This window comes from Streptomyces sp. NPDC039480, from assembly GCF_055597165.1.
Genome location: NZ_JBVITX010000010.1, coordinates 282,782 through 300,028, shown reverse-complemented (window position 1 = coordinate 300,028; position 17,247 = coordinate 282,782). Strand labels below are relative to the sequence as shown.

The following is a 17,247-nucleotide window of genomic DNA, read 5'->3' as shown; positions in this document are numbered from 1 at the left end:
CAGCACCCCACTCACTCCCCACGAAGGACCGGCGCGTGGCCCGAATCACCCTTCCTCAGCTGGAGCGGCATCTCTTCGCCGCCGCTGACATCCTGCGCGGACGCATGGAGCCCTCCGACTACCGGGACTACATCTTCGGGATGCTGTTCCTGAAGCGGGCGTCGGACGAGTTCCAGCCCGAATGGGAGCGCGTCTACCAGCAGCGACTGGCGGAGACGGGCAGCGAGACGAAGGCCTTGCAGAGGGCGGACAACCCCGACTTCTACCGCCGTGTCTTCTACGTTCCGCCGCGTGCCCGCTGGTGGACCGGGCCGCACGTGCTCGACCCCGAGCACCCGGAGCAGACCGTTCCGGGTATCGAGGCGCTCACCGCGGAGACGCTGGGCCCGGACGGCAAACCGATGAAGGTGGGGGAGTACCTGGACAAGGCGCTGGTCGCCCTCCAGGAGGGCAACAGCAGACTCTCCGGCGTCGCCTCGCACATCGAGTTCAACGCGATGGCCGGCAACAGGTCGGTCTTCACTCCCAGTGAACTCCTCTCTCTGATCCGCCACTTCAGCCTCTACCGGCTCCGCAATGAGGACTTCGAGTTCCCCGACATGCTGGGCGCGGCGTACGAGTATCTGCTCGGCCGGTTCGCGGACAGTGCCGGACAGAGCGGTGGTGAGTTCTACACTCCGCGTTCCGTCGTGCGCATGCTGGTGCGGTTGCTGGACCCCCAGCCGCAGGAGAGCGTCTACGACCCGTGTATGGGCTCCGGCGGCATGCTCATCGCGGCGCGCGAGTACGTCGAGGAGCACGGCGGAGACCCCGACCTGCTCGGTATCAACGGCCAGGACCGCAACCCCGCGTCTTGGTCGATGGCGAGCATGAACATGGTGCTGCACGGCATCCGCAAGTTCGACCTCCAGCACGGCGACACCCTCACCGAGCCACTGCACCTCGACGCGAACAGACGCCTGCGCACCTTCACCAAAGTCCTCTCCAATCCACCGTTCTCCCAGCCGTACGACCAGGTGGCGGTGGCCAAGGCCGACGAGGACCACGGCACCCGTATGAAGTGGGGCTGGGCGCCCGAGAAGGGCAAGAAGGCAGACCTGATGTTCGTCCAGCACATGGTGTCCGTGCTGGAGGAGAAGGGCATGGTCGCTGTCGTCATGCCGCACGGCGTGCTCTTCCGGGGCGGCAAGGAGAAGGAGATCCGGGAGGAGCTGCTGCGCGACGACTGCGTGGAGGCGGTGATCGGTCTCGGCCCGAACCTCTTCTACGGAGTCGGCATCCCGGCCTGTGTCCTCATCCTGCGCCGCCCGCACCGCAAGGACGCCGAGCGGCGCAAGAAGGTCCTCTTCATCAATGCCGACCGTGACTTCACGGTGGGGCGCAACCAGAACGAGCTGGGCCCGGAACACGTCGAGAAGATCGTTACGCTGTTCCACGAGGCCGAGGTGCGGGACCGCCCGGGGTACTCTCGGTGGGTCGAGGTCAAGGAGCTCCTCGCAGAGGGCGCGAACCTCAACATCCGCCGTTGGGTGGACAATTCGCCGCCCGCCGAGCCGCAGGACGTACGGGCGCACCTGTACGGCGGCGTGCCGGTCACGGAAGTGGAGGCGCGGGCTGAGCTGTTCGACGCGTACGGGGTCGACGCGTCGACGCTGTTCGCCACGAGGGACGGGGACCCGGACTACTACGACTTCCTGCCCGAGAGCCCCGAGATCACGGTCGCCCGGATCGCGGAGCAGGCAGCCACGAAGGAGGCGTCGCTGCGGGCGGCGTATGAGGAGTGGTGGAAGTCGGGTTCGGAGCTCTTCGGAAAGCTGGCTGAGGACGGCCGTCTGATGGATCTCCGGGCAGGGCTTCTGGCGGGTTTCACCAAGGCGATCGACGGCGTGGGCGTACTGGACGAGTACCGCACGGCGGGCATCGTCGCCGACTGGTGGACGCATGCTCGTTACGACATGAAGGCGCTGGCTGCGGGGGGCTTCGCGCGGGTGCTCGAGGGCTGGGTCGACTCCACGGAGGCGATCGTGAGGCCGGCGGAGGGCGCGGTCAGCAGTACGGGTACCGGGGGTGCTGCCCGGAAGGCGAAGCTGACGGTGACGGCAGCCGACCGGCGCCGCGCGATGGACCAGCCGGTCGTACGTCACCTCGTCCCCGACTTCCTCAAGCAGTACGCGGTCGTGGAGGCGGAGGTCGCGGCGGCCGACGCGGCGTTCAAGGAGGCGGCGGACGCGGTGACCGCGGCGAAGCCGGCGGAGGGGGACGGTGAGGAGGAGGCTTCCGCTGCGGAGGAAGCGGCGGTGTCCGTCGAGCCGGTCGCGCCCGAGGAACTCGCCCGCCTGGAAGCCGAGTTGGTGCGCTGCCGGAAGGCCCGGACGGCCGCCACGAAGAAGCGCAAGGCACTGGACGACCGTTTCCTGACCGAGCTGACGGCCTCGGCGGATGTTGTCCTCGCGGACGAGGCAAGGACCCAGGAGGTCGTCTTGGCGGTGCTGGACGAAAGCCTGTCGGGACGGCTCGACGCGGCGGTCGCGGTGGGGCGGCGGGAGCTGGTGGCGGTATTCCGCCGGTGGGCCGAGAAGTACGCGGTGTCGCTGAGCGAGCTGGAGGGGGAGAGTGACTCGGCTCAGGGGGAGCTGCGGGGTTGGTTGGAGGAGTTGGGTTATGGGCGGTGACGGCAAGACCGTGGCCGGTGGCGAGGTCACTCTGGGTTCTCTTCTGACGCGCATAGAGGCGGGGAAGAGCCCTTCTGCCGAGGACACACCTGCCGGTGAGGGCGAGTGGGGGGTGCTGAAGGTCAGTGCAGTGCAGGAAGGCCGTTTCGCATCGCAGGAGAACAAAGTCATCCGCGATGCGGCACTGATTCACCCCCGCTACGAGGTCAGGCATGGCGACTTGCTCATGACGCGAGCGAACACGGAGGAGTTGGTAGGGCTGGCCTGTGTAGCCGAGAATCCGCCTCCCCGGCTGTTGCTCAGCGACAAAACGCTCCGGCTCCATGCGGATGAGTCGGTCGCCGATCCCAGGTTTCTGCAGCTCGCCTTGGCGCAACCGTCTCTTCGGCAGCGCGTCAAGGCCCTGGCCACCGGTACGAGCGCTGGGATGAAAAATATCGGGCAGGAGCAGATCCGACAGCTCACAGTGCCTGGTGTGCCGCTGGACGAACAGCGCCGGATCGTCGCCGCGCATGCTGCGTTCGAGCGGCGGATTGCAGCATTGGCAGGTGTGCTGGACAAGCTGCGTGCTGCTCGTAAGGGTTTGCTGGACGCGCTGATTGCGGGCCCCGGAGTTGCCTTGGGGAAAGTGCTTGCCGAGAAGCCGAAGAATGGGTACTCGCCTTCAGAGGTGCCTGAGTGGACTGGGCTCTATGCACTTGGTCTTGGCTGCCTCACCACCGGCGGGTTCGCGCCCAGGCAGTTGAAGCGTGTCCCGAACACTGCTCTGGGAAGGCGATACCTGCTTGAGGGTGGAGATTTGCTGATGAGCCGGGCCAATACTCGGGAACTCGTTGGCCTCGCCGGGCGGTACCGAGACATCGGACACCCGTGCATCTACCCCGACCTCATGATGCGGTTGCGGCCGGACGAGACGCAATGCCTGACTGCCTATCTTGAACTTGCTCTCCAAACCGGACCCGTACGCAGTGCGGTGCAGGGTGCTGCACGTGGCACCAGCGAGAGCATGGTGAAGATCAGCTCTACGGTGGTCGAAGCTCTGCGAGTTCCCCTACCCGATGTGAGGCGGCAGGGTGAGATTGTCGCGGCGGTCGCTTCGGTAGACCGGAGGATCGAGCGACAGTCTGCAGTGATTGCCAAACTGCGTACTACTCAGCAAGCAGCGGTCGAAGGCTTGCTCAGCGGTCACTCGAAGGCGTCCGCTGCCTGAGCGGTCCCGCCTTCACGTCCCGTATCAGAGCCCCCAGCGCAGCCCGGCCCGTTGTCAGTACGTTGGCCGGGCTTTCGCTTTCGCGTAGTACCACTGAGCCGACGCCTGTGACAGCGATCTCGACGCAGTTGTTGCCCCCGCCACCGCAGAAGGAAGAACGCTGCCAGTTACTCTCGGCCATGTTTCGGTTCCCCTCATGGTTTGCGTGCGATGGAACGAATGAGCTCCAGTGAATGGTCCGGAGACAATGCTGACTGTTCCATCAGGTCCAGTAGGGAACGATAGTTCGCCAATGGGATCGGGGCATCTACGAAGTGTGCGCCCAGTGCCGTATCCAACTGCACAGTGTCCAACTGAGGCAGAGGCCCCTCCGCGTACAGGACCGACTGTCCAGCTCCGTGAAACGCTCCAGCGCTGAACGGGATGATCAGCAGCGTCACGTTGTCACGTTCGGCCGCTTCGGCGAGGTGCTCCAGCTGCTTGCGGGCTACGTCACGACCGCCGAACTCCAGGCGCAAGGCAGCTTCATGGATGATGCCAACGTACGGAGTTGCGTGGTCTCCCATGAGGATCTCCTGGCGCCGAAGCCGGTGAGCAACTCGAAGCTCGACGTCGAGCCGCGACAGTTTGGGAACCGTCAGCTCGAAGATGGCACGTGCGTGTTCCTCTGTCTGGAACAGACCAGGTAGGTGCACCGTTTGGGCTGTACGGATCCGCGTGGCGTAGTGCTCCACCTCTGAGACCTCCAAGTGGCCTTCAGGGAGCTTGCCCCGGTACTCGTCCCACCAGTGGCTGGTCCGACGTGGGCCCGTCAGCGCCGCCAGTGCGTCGACCAGAGCGGGGTCGGGACATCTGTAGTGGCAGGCCAGTTGACGCACCCGCTCCTCACTGAGACCGGTCCTGCACGCTTCGATGTTGGAGACCATCGTCCGGTCCACGCCCAGAAGTGAGGCGGCCTCCTGTACGGAAATGCCTGCTTGTTCGCGCATGCGGCGCATTTCGGTGGCCAGGCGGCGGTGGCGGCCTGTCGGGGCGTTTCGTTGAGCCATGAGTCCTCTCTCGTACGCGCGAACAGTCTGGCAGTGCGGGTGAGGAGCGTCTAGTGAGCCAATCAATCGTGCACTCGTTAGTGGAAGTTGGCTCACATGTGATGCGCGACTGCTCTACGGTGTGAGCCAACCCACCGTTCGGCCCCGCGCCCAGCGGAAGCGCACCGACGCGAGCGTCGGCAGGCACACCGCGCAACCACGAGGCCCGACCGTGGCTGACATTCACGTCCACGCGCTCCAGAGCGCCCTCGCACCAACGGAGGTGTCACGTGAGTTCGCCCCGCAATATCCGTGTCGACGGACCACGCTCGGAACCCACTCCACCCCTCATCCAGGCCCACGACACCCACCCCATCCCCCTCCCCTTCACCGCCCCCTGGACCTACGAGCTGCACTTCCCCTGCGACCCCCGCAGCCCCGGAATCGCCCGCCTCACCGTCCGCGCGGTCCTCACCGCCCACCACCTCACTGAACTGGCCGACCGTGCCGAGCTGTTGACCACAGAGCTTGCGACTAACCACGTTCAGCACACGAAGGGCCCGGCCTCCGTACGCCTCCACTGGCTCTGCCCCGTGCTGCGCGTCAGCGTGTGGGACATGAGCCCCGACCTGCCACCACTCGCCCCGCCCCCACACGTGAGCGTTCACGCGGACAGCGGCCGGGGCCTGGTGATCCTCGACACCGTGGCCGACCGGTGGGGTGGATGCGCGATAGGGGAGGGGCAGTACGGGCCCGGCGGCAAGACCATGTGGGTCGAGCTGACTCTCCACCAAGCTCCACCACCCCTTATCGCGGCTTGATCAAAGGCCGAAACACCTCTGGCCGACTCCCTGCCCGGACGTAGGGTTGCCCGTACACCCCAGGGCGGCACTGGGGAGCGCGGTGAGGCAGGGAGTTCAGGGGTGGGCGGGCGGCAGGGGCAAGCGGAAACCGAGTACGCCAACTCGGAGTACGCGGGGCCGGAGTACACGAAGACCGAAAAGCCGCTGATCGAGCACCTCGTCCGGCTCGGGTGGGAGCACCTCCAGGGCGCGCCGCCCGGTCAGCCCGTCCGGAGCCCTCAGCCCTCCGGGCGGACCACGTACACCCAAGTCGTCTACGAGGAGCGCTTCCGCGATGCCATCGCGAGGATCAACCCCGGTTCCGGCGCGGGCGGCACCTGGCTGACTCCGGCCCAGCTCGACCGGCTCCTCGCCCTCGTGCTCGGCACCGCTCCGGGCCAGGGGCCGGCCGGGCGGGGCGTGGCCGCCAACCTGGAGGTGACCAAGCTCCTGCGCGATGGCGTCAACGCCCGCAACCTGCCCGGCTGGAAGAAGGGCGACCCCGAGCACGTACAGCTCGTCGACTGGGACGGGGAGAACGGCGGGCGTAACGACTTCCTCGCGGTGAGCCAGTTCCGTGTGGACCGTAAGGAAACCGGCCACGTCACCCCGGACCTCGTCCTGTTCGTCAACGGACTGCCCTGGGTCGTCATCGAGTGCAAGGCCCCGCTCACCTCCGGAAGCGACAGCCGGGCGGCGTTGGATGACGCCGTGGGACAGGTGTGCCGCTATGCGAGCCTCGAATCGCTCGCCCCCGTGGCCGAGTTCACCCGCTTCGCGCAGGTCCTCGTCGGCACCGACCGTACGTATGCCGAACTGGGCACGGTCACCTCAAGTCCCGAGTACTTCACTCCGTGGCGCACGACCGAACCCGCGTCCGTCGAGGGCTGCGACACGGACATGGCCGTCCTCGCCACCGGAGTGCTCACGCCGGGCCATCTCCTCACCCTCGTACGGAACTTCACCACTGAGCGCGGACAGGGCAGCCGTACGATCAAGGTAATCGGTCGTTACCAGCAGTTCCGGGCAGTGCACAGGCTGGCGCGCTCCCTGCGAAAGCGTAAAGCGGCGATAGCGGCCCAGCGCGACGCCGACCAGCGGGGCGGCGTCATCTGGCACACCCAAGGCTCCGGCAAGAGCCTCACCATGGCGTTCCTCGTACGCCACCTCAGAAGCAGCCCCGAGCTCCGGGGACACAAGGTCGTCGTCGTCACCGACCGCATCGACCTGGAGAAGCAGATCCTGGAGTCCATGGCAGCGGCCGAGGAAACCGTGCACCGGGCCGAAGGGGTCACGGACGCCCGCGCGCACCTCGCCGTGCGTGTGCCGGACGTCGTCCTGGTGATGCTCCAGAAGGCCCAGCGCGACGACACCGCCTACGACGGCCGCGAGGAGAGCCTCGGGACGGCGGACGGCGCCGAGAAGACCCATGTCCAGGTCCGGCCGGCGAATCTAAGTTCGGACATCGTCGTCCTCGTCGACGAGGCGCACCGCGGCCAGGACAGCTGGCTGCACGCCCGGCTGCGTGCCCTGCTGCCGAACGCGGTCCTCGTCGGTTTCACCGGCACCCCCATCATCAGCGACGCCCGGAAGAAGACCGAGGAGATCTTCGGCCCGCTCGTCGACACGTACACCCTGCGTGACGCCGAACAGGACGGGTCTGTTGTCCCGGTCCGCTACGAGGCGTACGACGTGCCCCTCGAAGTGGTGGAGAAGGCCGCTCTGGACGCCGAGTTCGACGCGCGGGTGCCCGCTGACCCGCAGCAGCGTGAGCGTGTTCTGCGGAAGTTCGCGCGACGCAAGGAGGTCCTCGAAGCCCCTTCCGTGATCGCGGACAAGGCCGACTACATGCTGCGGCACTGGGCGGTCAACGCTCTGCCGGACCGCTTCGGCGCCCAGTTGGTTGCGGTGTCCCGTCGCGCGGCCGTCCGCTACCACGGCGCGCTGTTCGCCGCCCGGAACCGACTGCTCGCGGAGCTCGACGGGCTCGACCCCGCCCTGCGCTCGGATCCGCTGGCGGCTGTCGGTGCCGACGCCGAGACGCGCAAACTCCTGGCGATGCTGCCGCACCGTGACGTACTCGCCTCCATCAGCGCCGCCGTGGTCATCCACGGCGACCGGCAGAAGGACTGCAAGGAGTGGCGGGACTGGACACTGAAGTCGCGGCAGGACGCGCACATCAAGCGCTTCAAAGAAGGACTCGGTGATCCGCTCGCCGCCGCCGTCGACCCCTCCTGGATCGTCGATCCGCACGGCATGCCCGGGCAGGGGCTGTACTCACCCGCGACACCAGTGAGTGACGTATGGCAGGCGGAGGAAGAGGAAGAGGGGGCGGTCCGCGAGGAGGAGCGCGACGACCGGGAGAACGCCGAGCCACTGGCCTTCCTCGTTGTTCAGTCGATGCTGCTCACCGGCTTCGACGCGCCTGTCGAACAGGTCCTCTACCTGGACTGTGCGCTCTCCGGAGTCGGACTCCTGCAAGCCGTGGCCCGCACCAACCGGCCCTACCCCCGCAAGAGGTGGGGCACGGTCGTCGACTTCATCGGCATCGGCCCTGAGCTGGCCCGGTCCCTGCACGCGTACGAGCAACACCACCTGCGTGAGGTGTACGGCTACCAGAACGTGTCCGTCGATCACCTCAGCCGCGACTTCGCAGGCGACCAGCCCACCGGTGACGGGCTGCTCCTCCAGGCGGACGCCGCCGCCGACCGGCTCCTGGAAGACCTGCACGGCTCCGTCGCCCGGTTCCTCGAAGGGCGGAATCTCGCGGTGTACGACGCCCACGGCGTCATCTCCCTGGCCGACGAGGCGCGCCGTGAAACACTGCTCGAAGCGCTTGCCGACCCGCTCGCGCGTGGTGAGTTCGACGAACGGGTCCGGGACTTCCTCACCGCCCTCGGCGCCGTCCTGCCGAGGCCCTACGCCCTCACCTATGAGCAGCTGGCCGGTCACCTCGGCGAGGTGCAGTACCTGGCGCGCCAGGCCTATCTGGACGGCCGCGACGAGTTCAGCCCGCGACGGTACGGGGCGAAGGTGCGCAGACTCATCGCCGACCACATCCGGGTCACCGGTGTCGAGCTGCGGATCCCGCCCGTGGAACTGACCGCACCCGACTTCATGGAACGGGTGGACGCCAACCCCGACGCACGGGCCCGGACCCGCTACCTGGTCAGCCGACTGCGTACGCACATCACGGCGAAGATCGGTACGGACAGGGCCCGCTACGAACGCTTCAGCGCCCGCCTGGAGGAGATCATCCAGCGGATGCACCAGGACTTCGAACAGGCCGCCGCCGACCTGGCGCGGCTCGTAGGCGACGTCAGTGAGGACGCGGAGGACTCAGGACCGCGCCTCGACCCGCTGACCGAAGGGCCGGTGTACCGAGCGCTGGTCAGGGAACTGGAGCGGGCCGAGGCGACCTTCGTGCCCCCGGAACTCGACCTTCACACTGCGGCGCGCCTCATCACCGTGGACATAGCCGCCCTGGTGAGGCAGCCGCACTTCCCGGCTCAGGCCGAGGCGCGGATCGACGTGCGCAAAGAGTTGCGCTTCAAGGTCGCCGACCGCCTGCACGTGGAATGGGAGGAGACCGCGGACATGGCGGCGGGACTTCTGGAACTCGCTGTTGAGCGCCACGGAGATTTCCTCCGCCATGGGACACGGCCACCTCGACAGTGAGGACGACGGCGGGCTGCCGGACCTCTGTCGGTGGCGGATGGTACGAATGCTGAGTGAACCAAACCGTCCAGACCGCCCTCGCTTCCATCCCTCTGCCGGGGGAGTGGACGTGGCAGGTCGTCGTGCGGCCTCGCCGCCGGACGCTGGGGATCGAGATCCAGGAAGACGGTGACGTGCTCTTCGCGGTGCCGCAGGACGCAGATCCGCACGCTGTCGCGGAGGCTGTGCGTTCCAGGCTGCCCCGCCTTGCCGACGAGGTCGCGAGGCGCACGCGCAGTGGAGGCGAGCCGGTCAAGGAGTTGGTCGGCGGAGCGAGCTTCGCGTACCTCGGACGCCGCCACCGGCTGAAGGTGGTGCCCGCCGGTCCGGGCAGGCGGGTGCGGCTGCATCAGGGCTGGCTGGAGCTGCCGGACAGCGGGTCACCAGGGCACCGCGCGCGGCTGATCGCCGAGTGGTACGCCGCGCGAGGCACCCGGTGGGTGGTGACCCGCACGGCGCCACTGGCGGAGCGGACGGGAGTCACCCCCCGGGATGTGACCGTTCAAGATCTCGGCGGACGCTGGGGAGCCTGTGAGCCGGACGGTTCCATCGCCCTGCACTGGGCGGTCATGCAGTTGCCGCCGGACCTTGTGGATCTGGTCCTCGTACATGAGCTGACCCACCTGAAGGTCCCGGCGCACGGCGCGGCCTTCCGGCACAGGATGCGAAGGGTGCTCGGTGATCTGGAGGACCTGGAGCGCCGCTTCGCAGAAGCAGAGGGCAATCTGTGGCGAGGGGCTGTCTGACCGCACCCCGGCTGGAACGTGAAAGCGGGTCACCGCCAGGCGGGGCGCATCGAGCGGACATTCCGAATCAGGCGACGCGGAGGACGATCTTGCCCTGGGTGCGGCCCTGTTCGCCGCGCGCGTGGGCCTTTGCCGCCTCCTCCAGAGGGATGACCGTGTCGATCTCCACGCGGAGCTTCCCCTCGTCGACCAGGCGGGAGATCTCCAGCAGGCCGAGGCGGTCCGGCTCGACGATGGTCCAGCCCGTGTGCACGCCGAGCTCCGCGGCCCGCGCCGGGTCGGGGAGGCCGCCCGGGTCGGGCAGCGTGACCAGGTGGCCGCCGGGGCGGATGATCTCCAGGGAGCGTGCCCCGTACGCGCCGCCCACGCCGTCGAGGACCACGTCCACGTCGCTCACCGCCTCGGTGAAGTCAACGCGCGTGTAGTCGACGACCTCGTCCGCGCCGAGGCCGCGCAGGAAGTCGTGCTTCTCCTCGCGCGCGGTGCCGATCACGTACGCGCCGTGCGCCTTGGCGATCTGCACGGCGAGGTGGCCCACGCCGCCGGCGGCCGCGTGGATCAGCACCCGCTGCCCGGCGCGCAGCCCGGCCGTCTCGATCAGGCCCTGCCAGGCGGTGAGCGCGGCGAGGGGCAGCGCGGCCGCCTCTATGTGGCTGATCCCGGTGGGCTTGGGCGCGAAGCGCCGGGCGGGGGCCGCCACGAACTCGGCGTACGCACCGGTCTGTTCGGGGAAGCGGGGCATGCCGAAGACCTCGTCGCCGGGCTGGTAGAGGGTCACTCCGGGGCCCACTTCCTCGACGACGCCCGACACGTCGTAGCCGAGGATCGGGGTGTCGCCCCAGGTGCCGAAGGCGCCCTCCGCGCGGGTCTTCCAGTCGACGGGGTTGACGCCCGCCGCGTGCACCCGGACCAGGATCTCGGTCAGGCCAGGATCGGGGCGGTCGACCTCCACGGGGACGAGGTTCTCGGGGGCGCCCCAGGCGCGGGGGCTGACGGCACGCATCTTCATGGTCTTCCGCTTTCGTCAGGAATTTCCTCAGGAACGGCTTGCGGGACCAAGCGTGCGGCGGTGCGCCCGAGAGCAGTGCTGGCAGTTTGGTCATCATGTGACAGGATTCGGCCATGGAGTGCAGTGGAGCAAGTGGCGCAAAGGGTGCACATCGCGTGGCCGTCCTCGCCCTGGACGGCGTGTACGCCTTCGAGCTGGGCATTCCGTCCCGGCTCTTCGGCAGCGCGCAGGACGAGCGCCGCGAGCCGCTCTACGACGTCGTGGTCTGCACGGTGGACGGGCGCCCCGTGCGCACGGACTCCGGGTTCACAGTGGCCGCCGAACACGGTCCCGAGGCCCTGGCGGACGCGGACACCGTGGTGATCCCGCCGACCCGCCGCTTCGGCAGGGGCATGGCGGGCGGCGAGCTGCCGGAGGGCGTGGCCGCCGCCCTGGAGCGGATCAGGCCCGGCACCCGGATCGTGTCCTTCTGCAACGCCTCGTACGTCCTCGCCGCCACCGGCGTCCTCGACGGGCGCCCCGCGACGACGCACTGGCACGTCGCCGACGACTTCCAGCGGTCCTTCCCCAGGATCAAGGTCGACGCGGACGTGCTCTTCGTGGACGACGGCGACGTGCTGACCGCGGCGGGCGTCGCGGCCGGCATCGACCTCTGCCTGCACGTGATCCGCCGCGACCACGGCGCCGCCGTCGCCAACCACGTCGCCCGCGTCTGCGTCGTACCGCCCTGGCGCGACGGCGGGCAGGCGCAGTACATCGAGCGGCCCGTCCCGGAGCCCACGCTCGCCACGACGGCCGCCACGCGCGCGTGGGCCCTCGAAAGGCTCGACGAGCCCCTCTCCCTGGGCGAGCTCGCCGCCCACGCGCGCATGAGCCTGCGGACGTTCACGCGCCGCTTCCAGGAGGAGACCGGTATGCCGCCGGGCCGCTGGCTGACCGCCCAGCGCATCGAACTCGCCCGGCAGCTCCTGGAGTCCAGCGACCTGCCCGTGGACGTCGTGGCCCACCGGGCGGGGTTCGGCACCGGCAACTCGCTGCGCCAGCACATGCGTTCCGTGCTCGGTGTTTCCCCGGCCGCCTACCGGCGGACGTTCACGGCTGCTTCGTGACCTCTGCTTCGTAGAAGCAGAAGTGGTCCTTGATCTGCGTCACGGCCGGCTTCGGCTCCGGGTACGCCCACACCGTGTCCGGCGCGCCCGGCAGCGACCAGTAGGCGGCCGTGCCCTTGAACGGGCAGTACGTGTGGGTCTCCGACGGAGTCAGCAGGTCCGTGCGCACGTCCTCCGGGGGGAGGTAGTGGCGTACGGGGTAGCCCGTCTCGTGCAGCAGCAGGGGGCGGCGGCTCTCCGCCACGACCTGCCCGTCACTCACCACGCGCACGTGGTCCGTGCCCTGCTCGACGGTGATCCGGTGTCCGTTGGTCACGACGTGCCTCCTCGACGGATGCTCTGCGGATGCCTTAAGGAACGGAACGTACCGTGGGCGCATGAACATCTGCGTCTTCCTCTCCGCCGCCGATCTCGACGACCGCTACACCCGGCCGGCCCGTGAATTCGCCGAACTGCTCGGCAAGGGCGGCCACACGCTGGTGTGGGGCGGCTCCGAGAGCGGCCTCATGAAGGTCGTGGCTGACGGCGTGCACGAGGCGGGCGGACGGCTCGTCGGCGTCTCCGTGGACTTCCTCGCCGCCAAGGCCAGGCAGGTCGTCGAGCCGCACGAGATGGTGATCGCGCGCGACCTCGCCGAGCGCAAGGCGCTCCTCCTGGAGAAGGCCGACGCGGTCGTGATCATGGTGGGCGGCACCGGCACGCTCGACGAGGCCACCGAGATCCTGGAGCTGAAGAAGCACGGCAAGCACACCAAGCCGGTGGTCCTGCTGAACTCCGCGGGGTTCTACGACGGCCTCAAGGAGCAGTTCCGCCGCATGGAGGACGAGGGTTTCCTGCCCCTTCCGCTGACCGACCTGGTCTTCTTCGCGGAGGAGCCCGTCGGTGCCCTGGCCTACCTGGAGGAATCCTTCGGCACCCGGTGATGCGAGCATGGCGGGTATGGCTACACATGTGATCACCGGGGCGGGCTCCGGCATCGGCGCGGCCGTCGCCCGCCGCCTCCACGCACGCGGCGACGACCTCGTCCTGCACGCGCGCGACGCGGGCCGCGCCAAGGAGCTCGCCGCCGAGTTCCCCGGCGCGAGCACGCTCGTCGGAGACCTCTCCGACCCCGACAAGCTGTCCTGGGCCTTCGGCCACCAGTCGCTGCCCTCCCGGGTCGACTCCCTGCTGCACATCGCGGGCGTCGTCGACCTCGGCCCGGTCGGCGAGCTCACCCCCAAGGCGTGGCGCCACCAGCTCAACGTCAACCTCATCGCCCCCGCCGAACTGACCCGCCACCTCCTGCCCCAGCTCCGGGTCGCGCAGGGACACGTGGTCTTCGTCAACTCGGGCGCCGGCCTCAACGCCCACGCCGACTGGTCCGCGTACGCGGCGTCCAAGCACGGCCTGAAGGCGCTGGCCGACTCGCTGCGCCAGGAGGAGCACGGCAACGGCGTGCGCGTCACCTCCGTCTACCCCGGCCGCACGGCGAGCGCCATGCAGGTCAAGGTCCACCAGCAGGAGGGCAAGGAGTACGACCCGTCGCGCTTCATCGACCCCGAGTCGGTCGCCACGACGATCGTCATGGCCCTGGACCTGCCGCGCGACGCGGAGGTCAACGACCTGACGGTGCGGCCGGGACGATGAGCGAGACCTTCACCTGGGGCCCCGCCACCGGCATCGGGTCGATGCCCGGCGGGGACGCCCGCGAGGCCGCGAAGACCGTGACCGGCAGCTTCGACGGGCCCGAACAGGGCATCCCGCACCTTCCCGAGCTGCCCGCGCGCGGACCCGGCGCCGACATGATCGGCCGCACCGCCGGGCTCCTCGTCGACCTGTACGCGCGCGTGGAGCCCAGCGGCTGGCGCGTCGGCGACCGTCCGGGCCGGGACACCCGGCGCGCGAGGGCCTGGCTCGGCGAGGACCTCGACGCCCTGGAGGAGTTCACCCAGGGGTACGAGGGCCCGCTGAAGGTCCAGGCCGTCGGCCCCTGGACGCTCGCCGCCGCCCTGGAGCTCAGGAACGGCGAGGCCGCGCTCTCCGACCCCGGCGCCTGCCGCGACCTCGCCGGCTCCCTCGCCGAAGGCCTGCGCGAACACCTCGCGGACGTGCGCCGCAGGGTGCCCGGCGCCCAGGTGGTCCTCCAGCTCGACGAGCCCTCGCTCATCGCCGTGCTGCGCGGGCAGGTCAAGACCGCGAGCGAGTACCGCACGCACCGCGCCGTGGACCGGCAGGTCGTCGAGAGCACCCTGCGGGACGTCCTCGCCGTCCGGGGCGAGGGCGCCGCGGTCGTCCACTCCTGCGCGCCCGACGTGCCCTTCGCGCTGCTTCGCCGCGCCGGGGCCGACGCGATTTCGTTCGATTTCTCGTTGCTCACCGAGCGTGACGACGAGGCGATCGGTGAGGCGGTCGAGGGCGGCACGAAGCTCTTCGCCGGTGTGGTGCCGGGTGTGGACGGCCGATTGTCAGACCCTGCCGGTAGCGTCATGGGTGTCAGGACGTTCTGGCGCAGGCTGGGGCTGAATCCGGGATCGCTCGCGGAGTCGGTCGTGGTCACTCCGTCGTGCGGTCTCGCGGGCTCTTCTCCCGCGTACGCACGCGAGGTGCTCAGCCATTGCGTCAAAGCGGCGCGATCGCTCGCGGACAACCCTGAGTAATTGGGTATGACGTAACGGGAGGACGAAACGGTGGCTGTCGAACAGCAAGGCTCTGTGCCCGCCGAGGCACGGGATCAGCATGCCCAGCTGGCCGAACAGATCGAGGAGCACCGCTTCCGGTACTACGTGAAGGACCAACCGGTCGTCAGCGACGCCGAGTTCGACAAGCTCCTGCGTTCTCTCGAAGCCCTGGAAGAGGAGTATCCGGAGCTCAGGACCCCGGACTCGCCCACCCAGAAGGTCTCCGGTTCGTACGAGACGGAGTTCACCGCGGTAGAGCACCGCGAGCGCATGCTCTCCCTGGACAACGCCTTCGACGACGAGGAGCTGGCCACCTGGGCCGACCGCGTCGCCAAGGAGGTCGGCTCCCCGGACCACCACTTCCTGTGCGAGCTGAAGATCGACGGCCTCGCCGTCAACCTCACGTACGAGCACGGCAAGCTGACCCGCGCCGCCACCAGGGGCGACGGCCGCACCGGCGAGGACATCACACCGAACGTCCGCACGATCGCCGACATCCCCCAGCGCCTCAAGGGCGACCGAGTCCCCGCCCTGGTGGAGATCCGCGGCGAGGTCTTCTTCCCCATGGAGAAGTTCGAGGAGCTGAACGCCCGCCTGGTCGAGGCGGGCGACAAGCCCTTCGCCAACCCGCGCAACGCGGCGGCGGGTTCGCTGCGCCAGAAGGACCCGCGCGTCACCGCCACCCGCCCGCTGCACATGGTGGTGCACGGCATCGGCGCCCGCGAGGGCTTCGACATCGACTGCCTCAGCCACGCCTATGAACTGCTCAAGGAGTGGGGCCTGCCCACCGCCAAGCACAACAAGGTGGTGGACGGCCTCGACGGCGTCCGGGACTTCATCGCGTACTTCGGAGAGCACCGCCACTCCGTGGAGCACGAGATCGACGGCGTCGTCGTCAAGCTCGACGAGATCCCGCTCCAGGGCCGCCTCGGCTCCACCTCACGCGCCCCGCGCTGGGCCATCGCCTGGAAGTACGCGCCGGAGGAGGTCAACACCAAGCTCATCAACATCCGCGTCGGCGTCGGCCGCACCGGCCGCGTCACGCCGTACGCCCAGGTGGAGCCCGTCACCGTCGCGGGCTCCGAGGTCGAGTTCGCCACCCTGCACAACCAGGACGTGGTGAAGAAGAAGGGCGTCTTCATCGGCGACACCGTCGTGATCCGCAAGGCCGGAGACGTCATTCCGGAGATCCTCGGCCCCGTCGTGGACCTGCGGGACGGCAGCGAGCGGGAGTTCGTGATGCCCGCCGAGTGCCCCGAGTGCGGCACGGCGCTGCGGCCCATGAAGGAGGGCGACATCGACCTCCGCTGCCCCAACGCCCAGTCGTGCCCCGCCCAGTTGCGCGAGCGCCTCTTCTACCTGGCGGGCCGCAAGAGCCTGGACATCGAGAACTTCGGATATGTGGCCGCCGCCGCCCTCACCCGGCCCCTGGAGCCTGCCGAACCGCCGATCCTCGACGAGGGCGACATCTTCGACCTGAAGGTCGAGGAGCTGCTGCCCATCAAGTCGTACGTCCTCGACCAGGACTCCGGCCTGCCCAAGCGCGACCCCAAGACGGGTGAGGAGAAGGTCGTCACCTTCTTCGCCAACCAGAAGGGCGAGGCGAAGAAGAACACCCTCGCCATGCTGGAGAACATCGCGGCGGCCAAGGAGCGCCCGCTCGCCCGCGTCCTCACCGGCCTCTCGATCCGGCACGTGGGACCGGTGGCCGCCGAGGCGCTGGCCCGCGAGTTCCGCTCCATCGACCGCATCGAACAGGCCACCGAGGAGGAGCTGGCCACGACGGAGGGCGTCGGCCCGACCATCGCGGCCTCCCTCAAACAGTGGTTCGCCGAGGAGTGGCACCGGGAGATCCTGCGCAAGTGGCGGGCCGCCGGTGTGCGCATGGAGGAGGAGTCCAGCGGCGAGGACGAGGGACCGCGCCCGCTCGAAGGCCTCACCGTGGTCGTCACCGGGACCCTCGAGCACCACACCCGGGATGGCGCGAAAGAGGCGCTGCAGAGCCGGGGAGCAAAGGTGACCGGTTCCGTTTCGAAGAAGACCTCCTTCGTCGTCGTCGGCGACAACCCCGGCTCGAAGTACGACAAGGCCATGCAGGTGAAGGTTCCGGTTCTCAACGAGGAAGGCTTCGCTGTGCTGCTCGAACAAGGACCGGACGCGGCGCGGGAAGTCGCGCTTCCGACCGAGGAGTAGCGGTTGAAGGCCACCCGTTCGGCGCATACCAGAGGCATACGGGTGGCCGGGTCGCATTCGG

Annotated in this window: 14 protein-coding genes; 10 read left to right on the top strand and 4 right to left on the bottom strand. The window is 68.8% G+C overall.

What is annotated here, in order from left to right; translation table 11 throughout:
• The first annotated feature begins 35 nt into the window (after nt 1–35).
• Nucleotides 36–2,672 carry a type I restriction-modification system subunit M gene (locus tag ACZ56E_RS29535; RefSeq protein ID WP_471218766.1) on the top strand — a complete coding sequence of 879 codons (2,637 nt, stop codon included), beginning with the start codon at nt 36–38 and terminating at the stop codon, nt 2,670–2,672.
• Nucleotides 2,662–3,882: a restriction endonuclease subunit S gene (locus ACZ56E_RS29530; RefSeq protein WP_471218765.1), complete on the top strand. Its 1,221-nt coding sequence runs from the start codon at nt 2,662–2,664 to the stop codon at nt 3,880–3,882. The genes ACZ56E_RS29535 and ACZ56E_RS29530 overlap by 11 nt, the downstream gene beginning before the upstream one ends.
• Here the strand turns inward: ACZ56E_RS29530 and ACZ56E_RS29525 are convergent.
• Both ACZ56E_RS29525 and ACZ56E_RS29520 read right to left on the bottom strand, forming a co-directional pair.
• Nucleotides 3,851–4,063 (bottom strand): DUF397 domain-containing protein, encoded by a 213-nt coding sequence (locus tag ACZ56E_RS29525; protein ID WP_471218763.1) that lies wholly within the window; start codon nt 4,061–4,063, stop codon nt 3,851–3,853. The two genes, ACZ56E_RS29530 and ACZ56E_RS29525, sit on opposite strands and share 32 nt — an antisense overlap.
• A gap of 13 nt (nt 4,064–4,076) precedes the next feature.
• Nucleotides 4,077–4,931 carry a helix-turn-helix domain-containing protein gene (locus ACZ56E_RS29520; protein WP_471218761.1) on the bottom strand — a complete coding sequence of 285 codons (855 nt, stop codon included), beginning with the start codon at nt 4,929–4,931 and terminating at the stop codon, nt 4,077–4,079.
• Nucleotides 4,932–5,200: 269 nt separating this feature from the next.
• On the opposite strand from ACZ56E_RS29520, the gene ACZ56E_RS29515 reads away from it, so the two are divergent.
• From ACZ56E_RS29515 to ACZ56E_RS29505, 3 genes are all read left to right on the top strand, one after another.
• The gene (locus ACZ56E_RS29515) at nt 5,201–5,731 is read left to right on the top strand and encodes an ATP-binding protein (RefSeq protein WP_471218759.1); all 531 of its coding nucleotides are present in this window, start codon (nt 5,201–5,203) and stop codon (nt 5,729–5,731) included.
• A gap of 102 nt (nt 5,732–5,833) precedes the next feature.
• Nucleotides 5,834–9,430, top strand: a complete 3,597-nt coding sequence (locus ACZ56E_RS29510; protein WP_471218757.1) for a type I restriction endonuclease subunit R — start codon at nt 5,834–5,836, stop codon at nt 9,428–9,430.
• A 53-nt stretch (nt 9,431–9,483) separates the two neighbouring features.
• Nucleotides 9,484–10,215, top strand: coding sequence for a M48 family metallopeptidase (locus tag ACZ56E_RS29505; protein WP_471218755.1), 732 nt, complete (start codon nt 9,484–9,486; stop codon nt 10,213–10,215).
• Between the two features lie 67 nt (nt 10,216–10,282).
• Here ACZ56E_RS29505 and ACZ56E_RS29500 read toward each other — a convergent pair whose 3' ends face one another.
• Nucleotides 10,283–11,218, bottom strand: coding sequence for an NADP-dependent oxidoreductase (locus ACZ56E_RS29500; protein ID WP_471218843.1), 936 nt, complete (start codon nt 11,216–11,218; stop codon nt 10,283–10,285).
• A 119-nt stretch (nt 11,219–11,337) separates the two neighbouring features.
• Here ACZ56E_RS29500 and ACZ56E_RS29495 point away from each other — a divergent pair, with 119 nt between their 5' ends.
• Complete coding sequence (locus ACZ56E_RS29495; protein WP_471218754.1) at nt 11,338–12,333, top strand: GlxA family transcriptional regulator; 996 nt, start codon at nt 11,338–11,340, stop codon at nt 12,331–12,333.
• On the opposite strand, the gene ACZ56E_RS29490 is transcribed toward ACZ56E_RS29495, so the two are convergent.
• On the bottom strand, nt 12,317–12,649 hold the full coding sequence (locus tag ACZ56E_RS29490; RefSeq protein ID WP_471218753.1) for a DUF427 domain-containing protein: 333 nt from the start codon (nt 12,647–12,649) through the stop codon (nt 12,317–12,319). The two genes, ACZ56E_RS29495 and ACZ56E_RS29490, sit on opposite strands and share 17 nt — an antisense overlap.
• Before the next feature lie 61 nt (nt 12,650–12,710).
• Here ACZ56E_RS29490 and ACZ56E_RS29485 point away from each other — a divergent pair, with 61 nt between their 5' ends.
• The 4 genes from ACZ56E_RS29485 to ligA are packed head-to-tail and all read left to right on the top strand — an operon-like array spanning nt 12,711 to nt 17,186.
• On the top strand, nt 12,711–13,256 hold the full coding sequence (locus ACZ56E_RS29485) for an LOG family protein (RefSeq protein WP_468611523.1): 546 nt from the start codon (nt 12,711–12,713) through the stop codon (nt 13,254–13,256).
• 7 nt (nt 13,257–13,263) lie between these two features.
• On the top strand, nt 13,264–13,962 hold the full coding sequence (locus ACZ56E_RS29480) for an SDR family oxidoreductase (RefSeq protein ID WP_468611522.1): 699 nt from the start codon (nt 13,264–13,266) through the stop codon (nt 13,960–13,962).
• Nucleotides 13,959–14,972 carry a methionine synthase gene (locus tag ACZ56E_RS29475; protein ID WP_471218750.1) on the top strand — a complete coding sequence of 338 codons (1,014 nt, stop codon included), beginning with the start codon at nt 13,959–13,961 and terminating at the stop codon, nt 14,970–14,972. The genes ACZ56E_RS29480 and ACZ56E_RS29475 overlap by 4 nt, the downstream gene beginning before the upstream one ends.
• A gap of 30 nt (nt 14,973–15,002) precedes the next feature.
• Complete coding sequence (gene ligA, locus ACZ56E_RS29470) at nt 15,003–17,186, top strand: NAD-dependent DNA ligase LigA (protein WP_471218749.1); 2,184 nt, start codon at nt 15,003–15,005, stop codon at nt 17,184–17,186.
• The last annotated feature ends 61 nt before the right edge of the window (nt 17,187–17,247 follow it).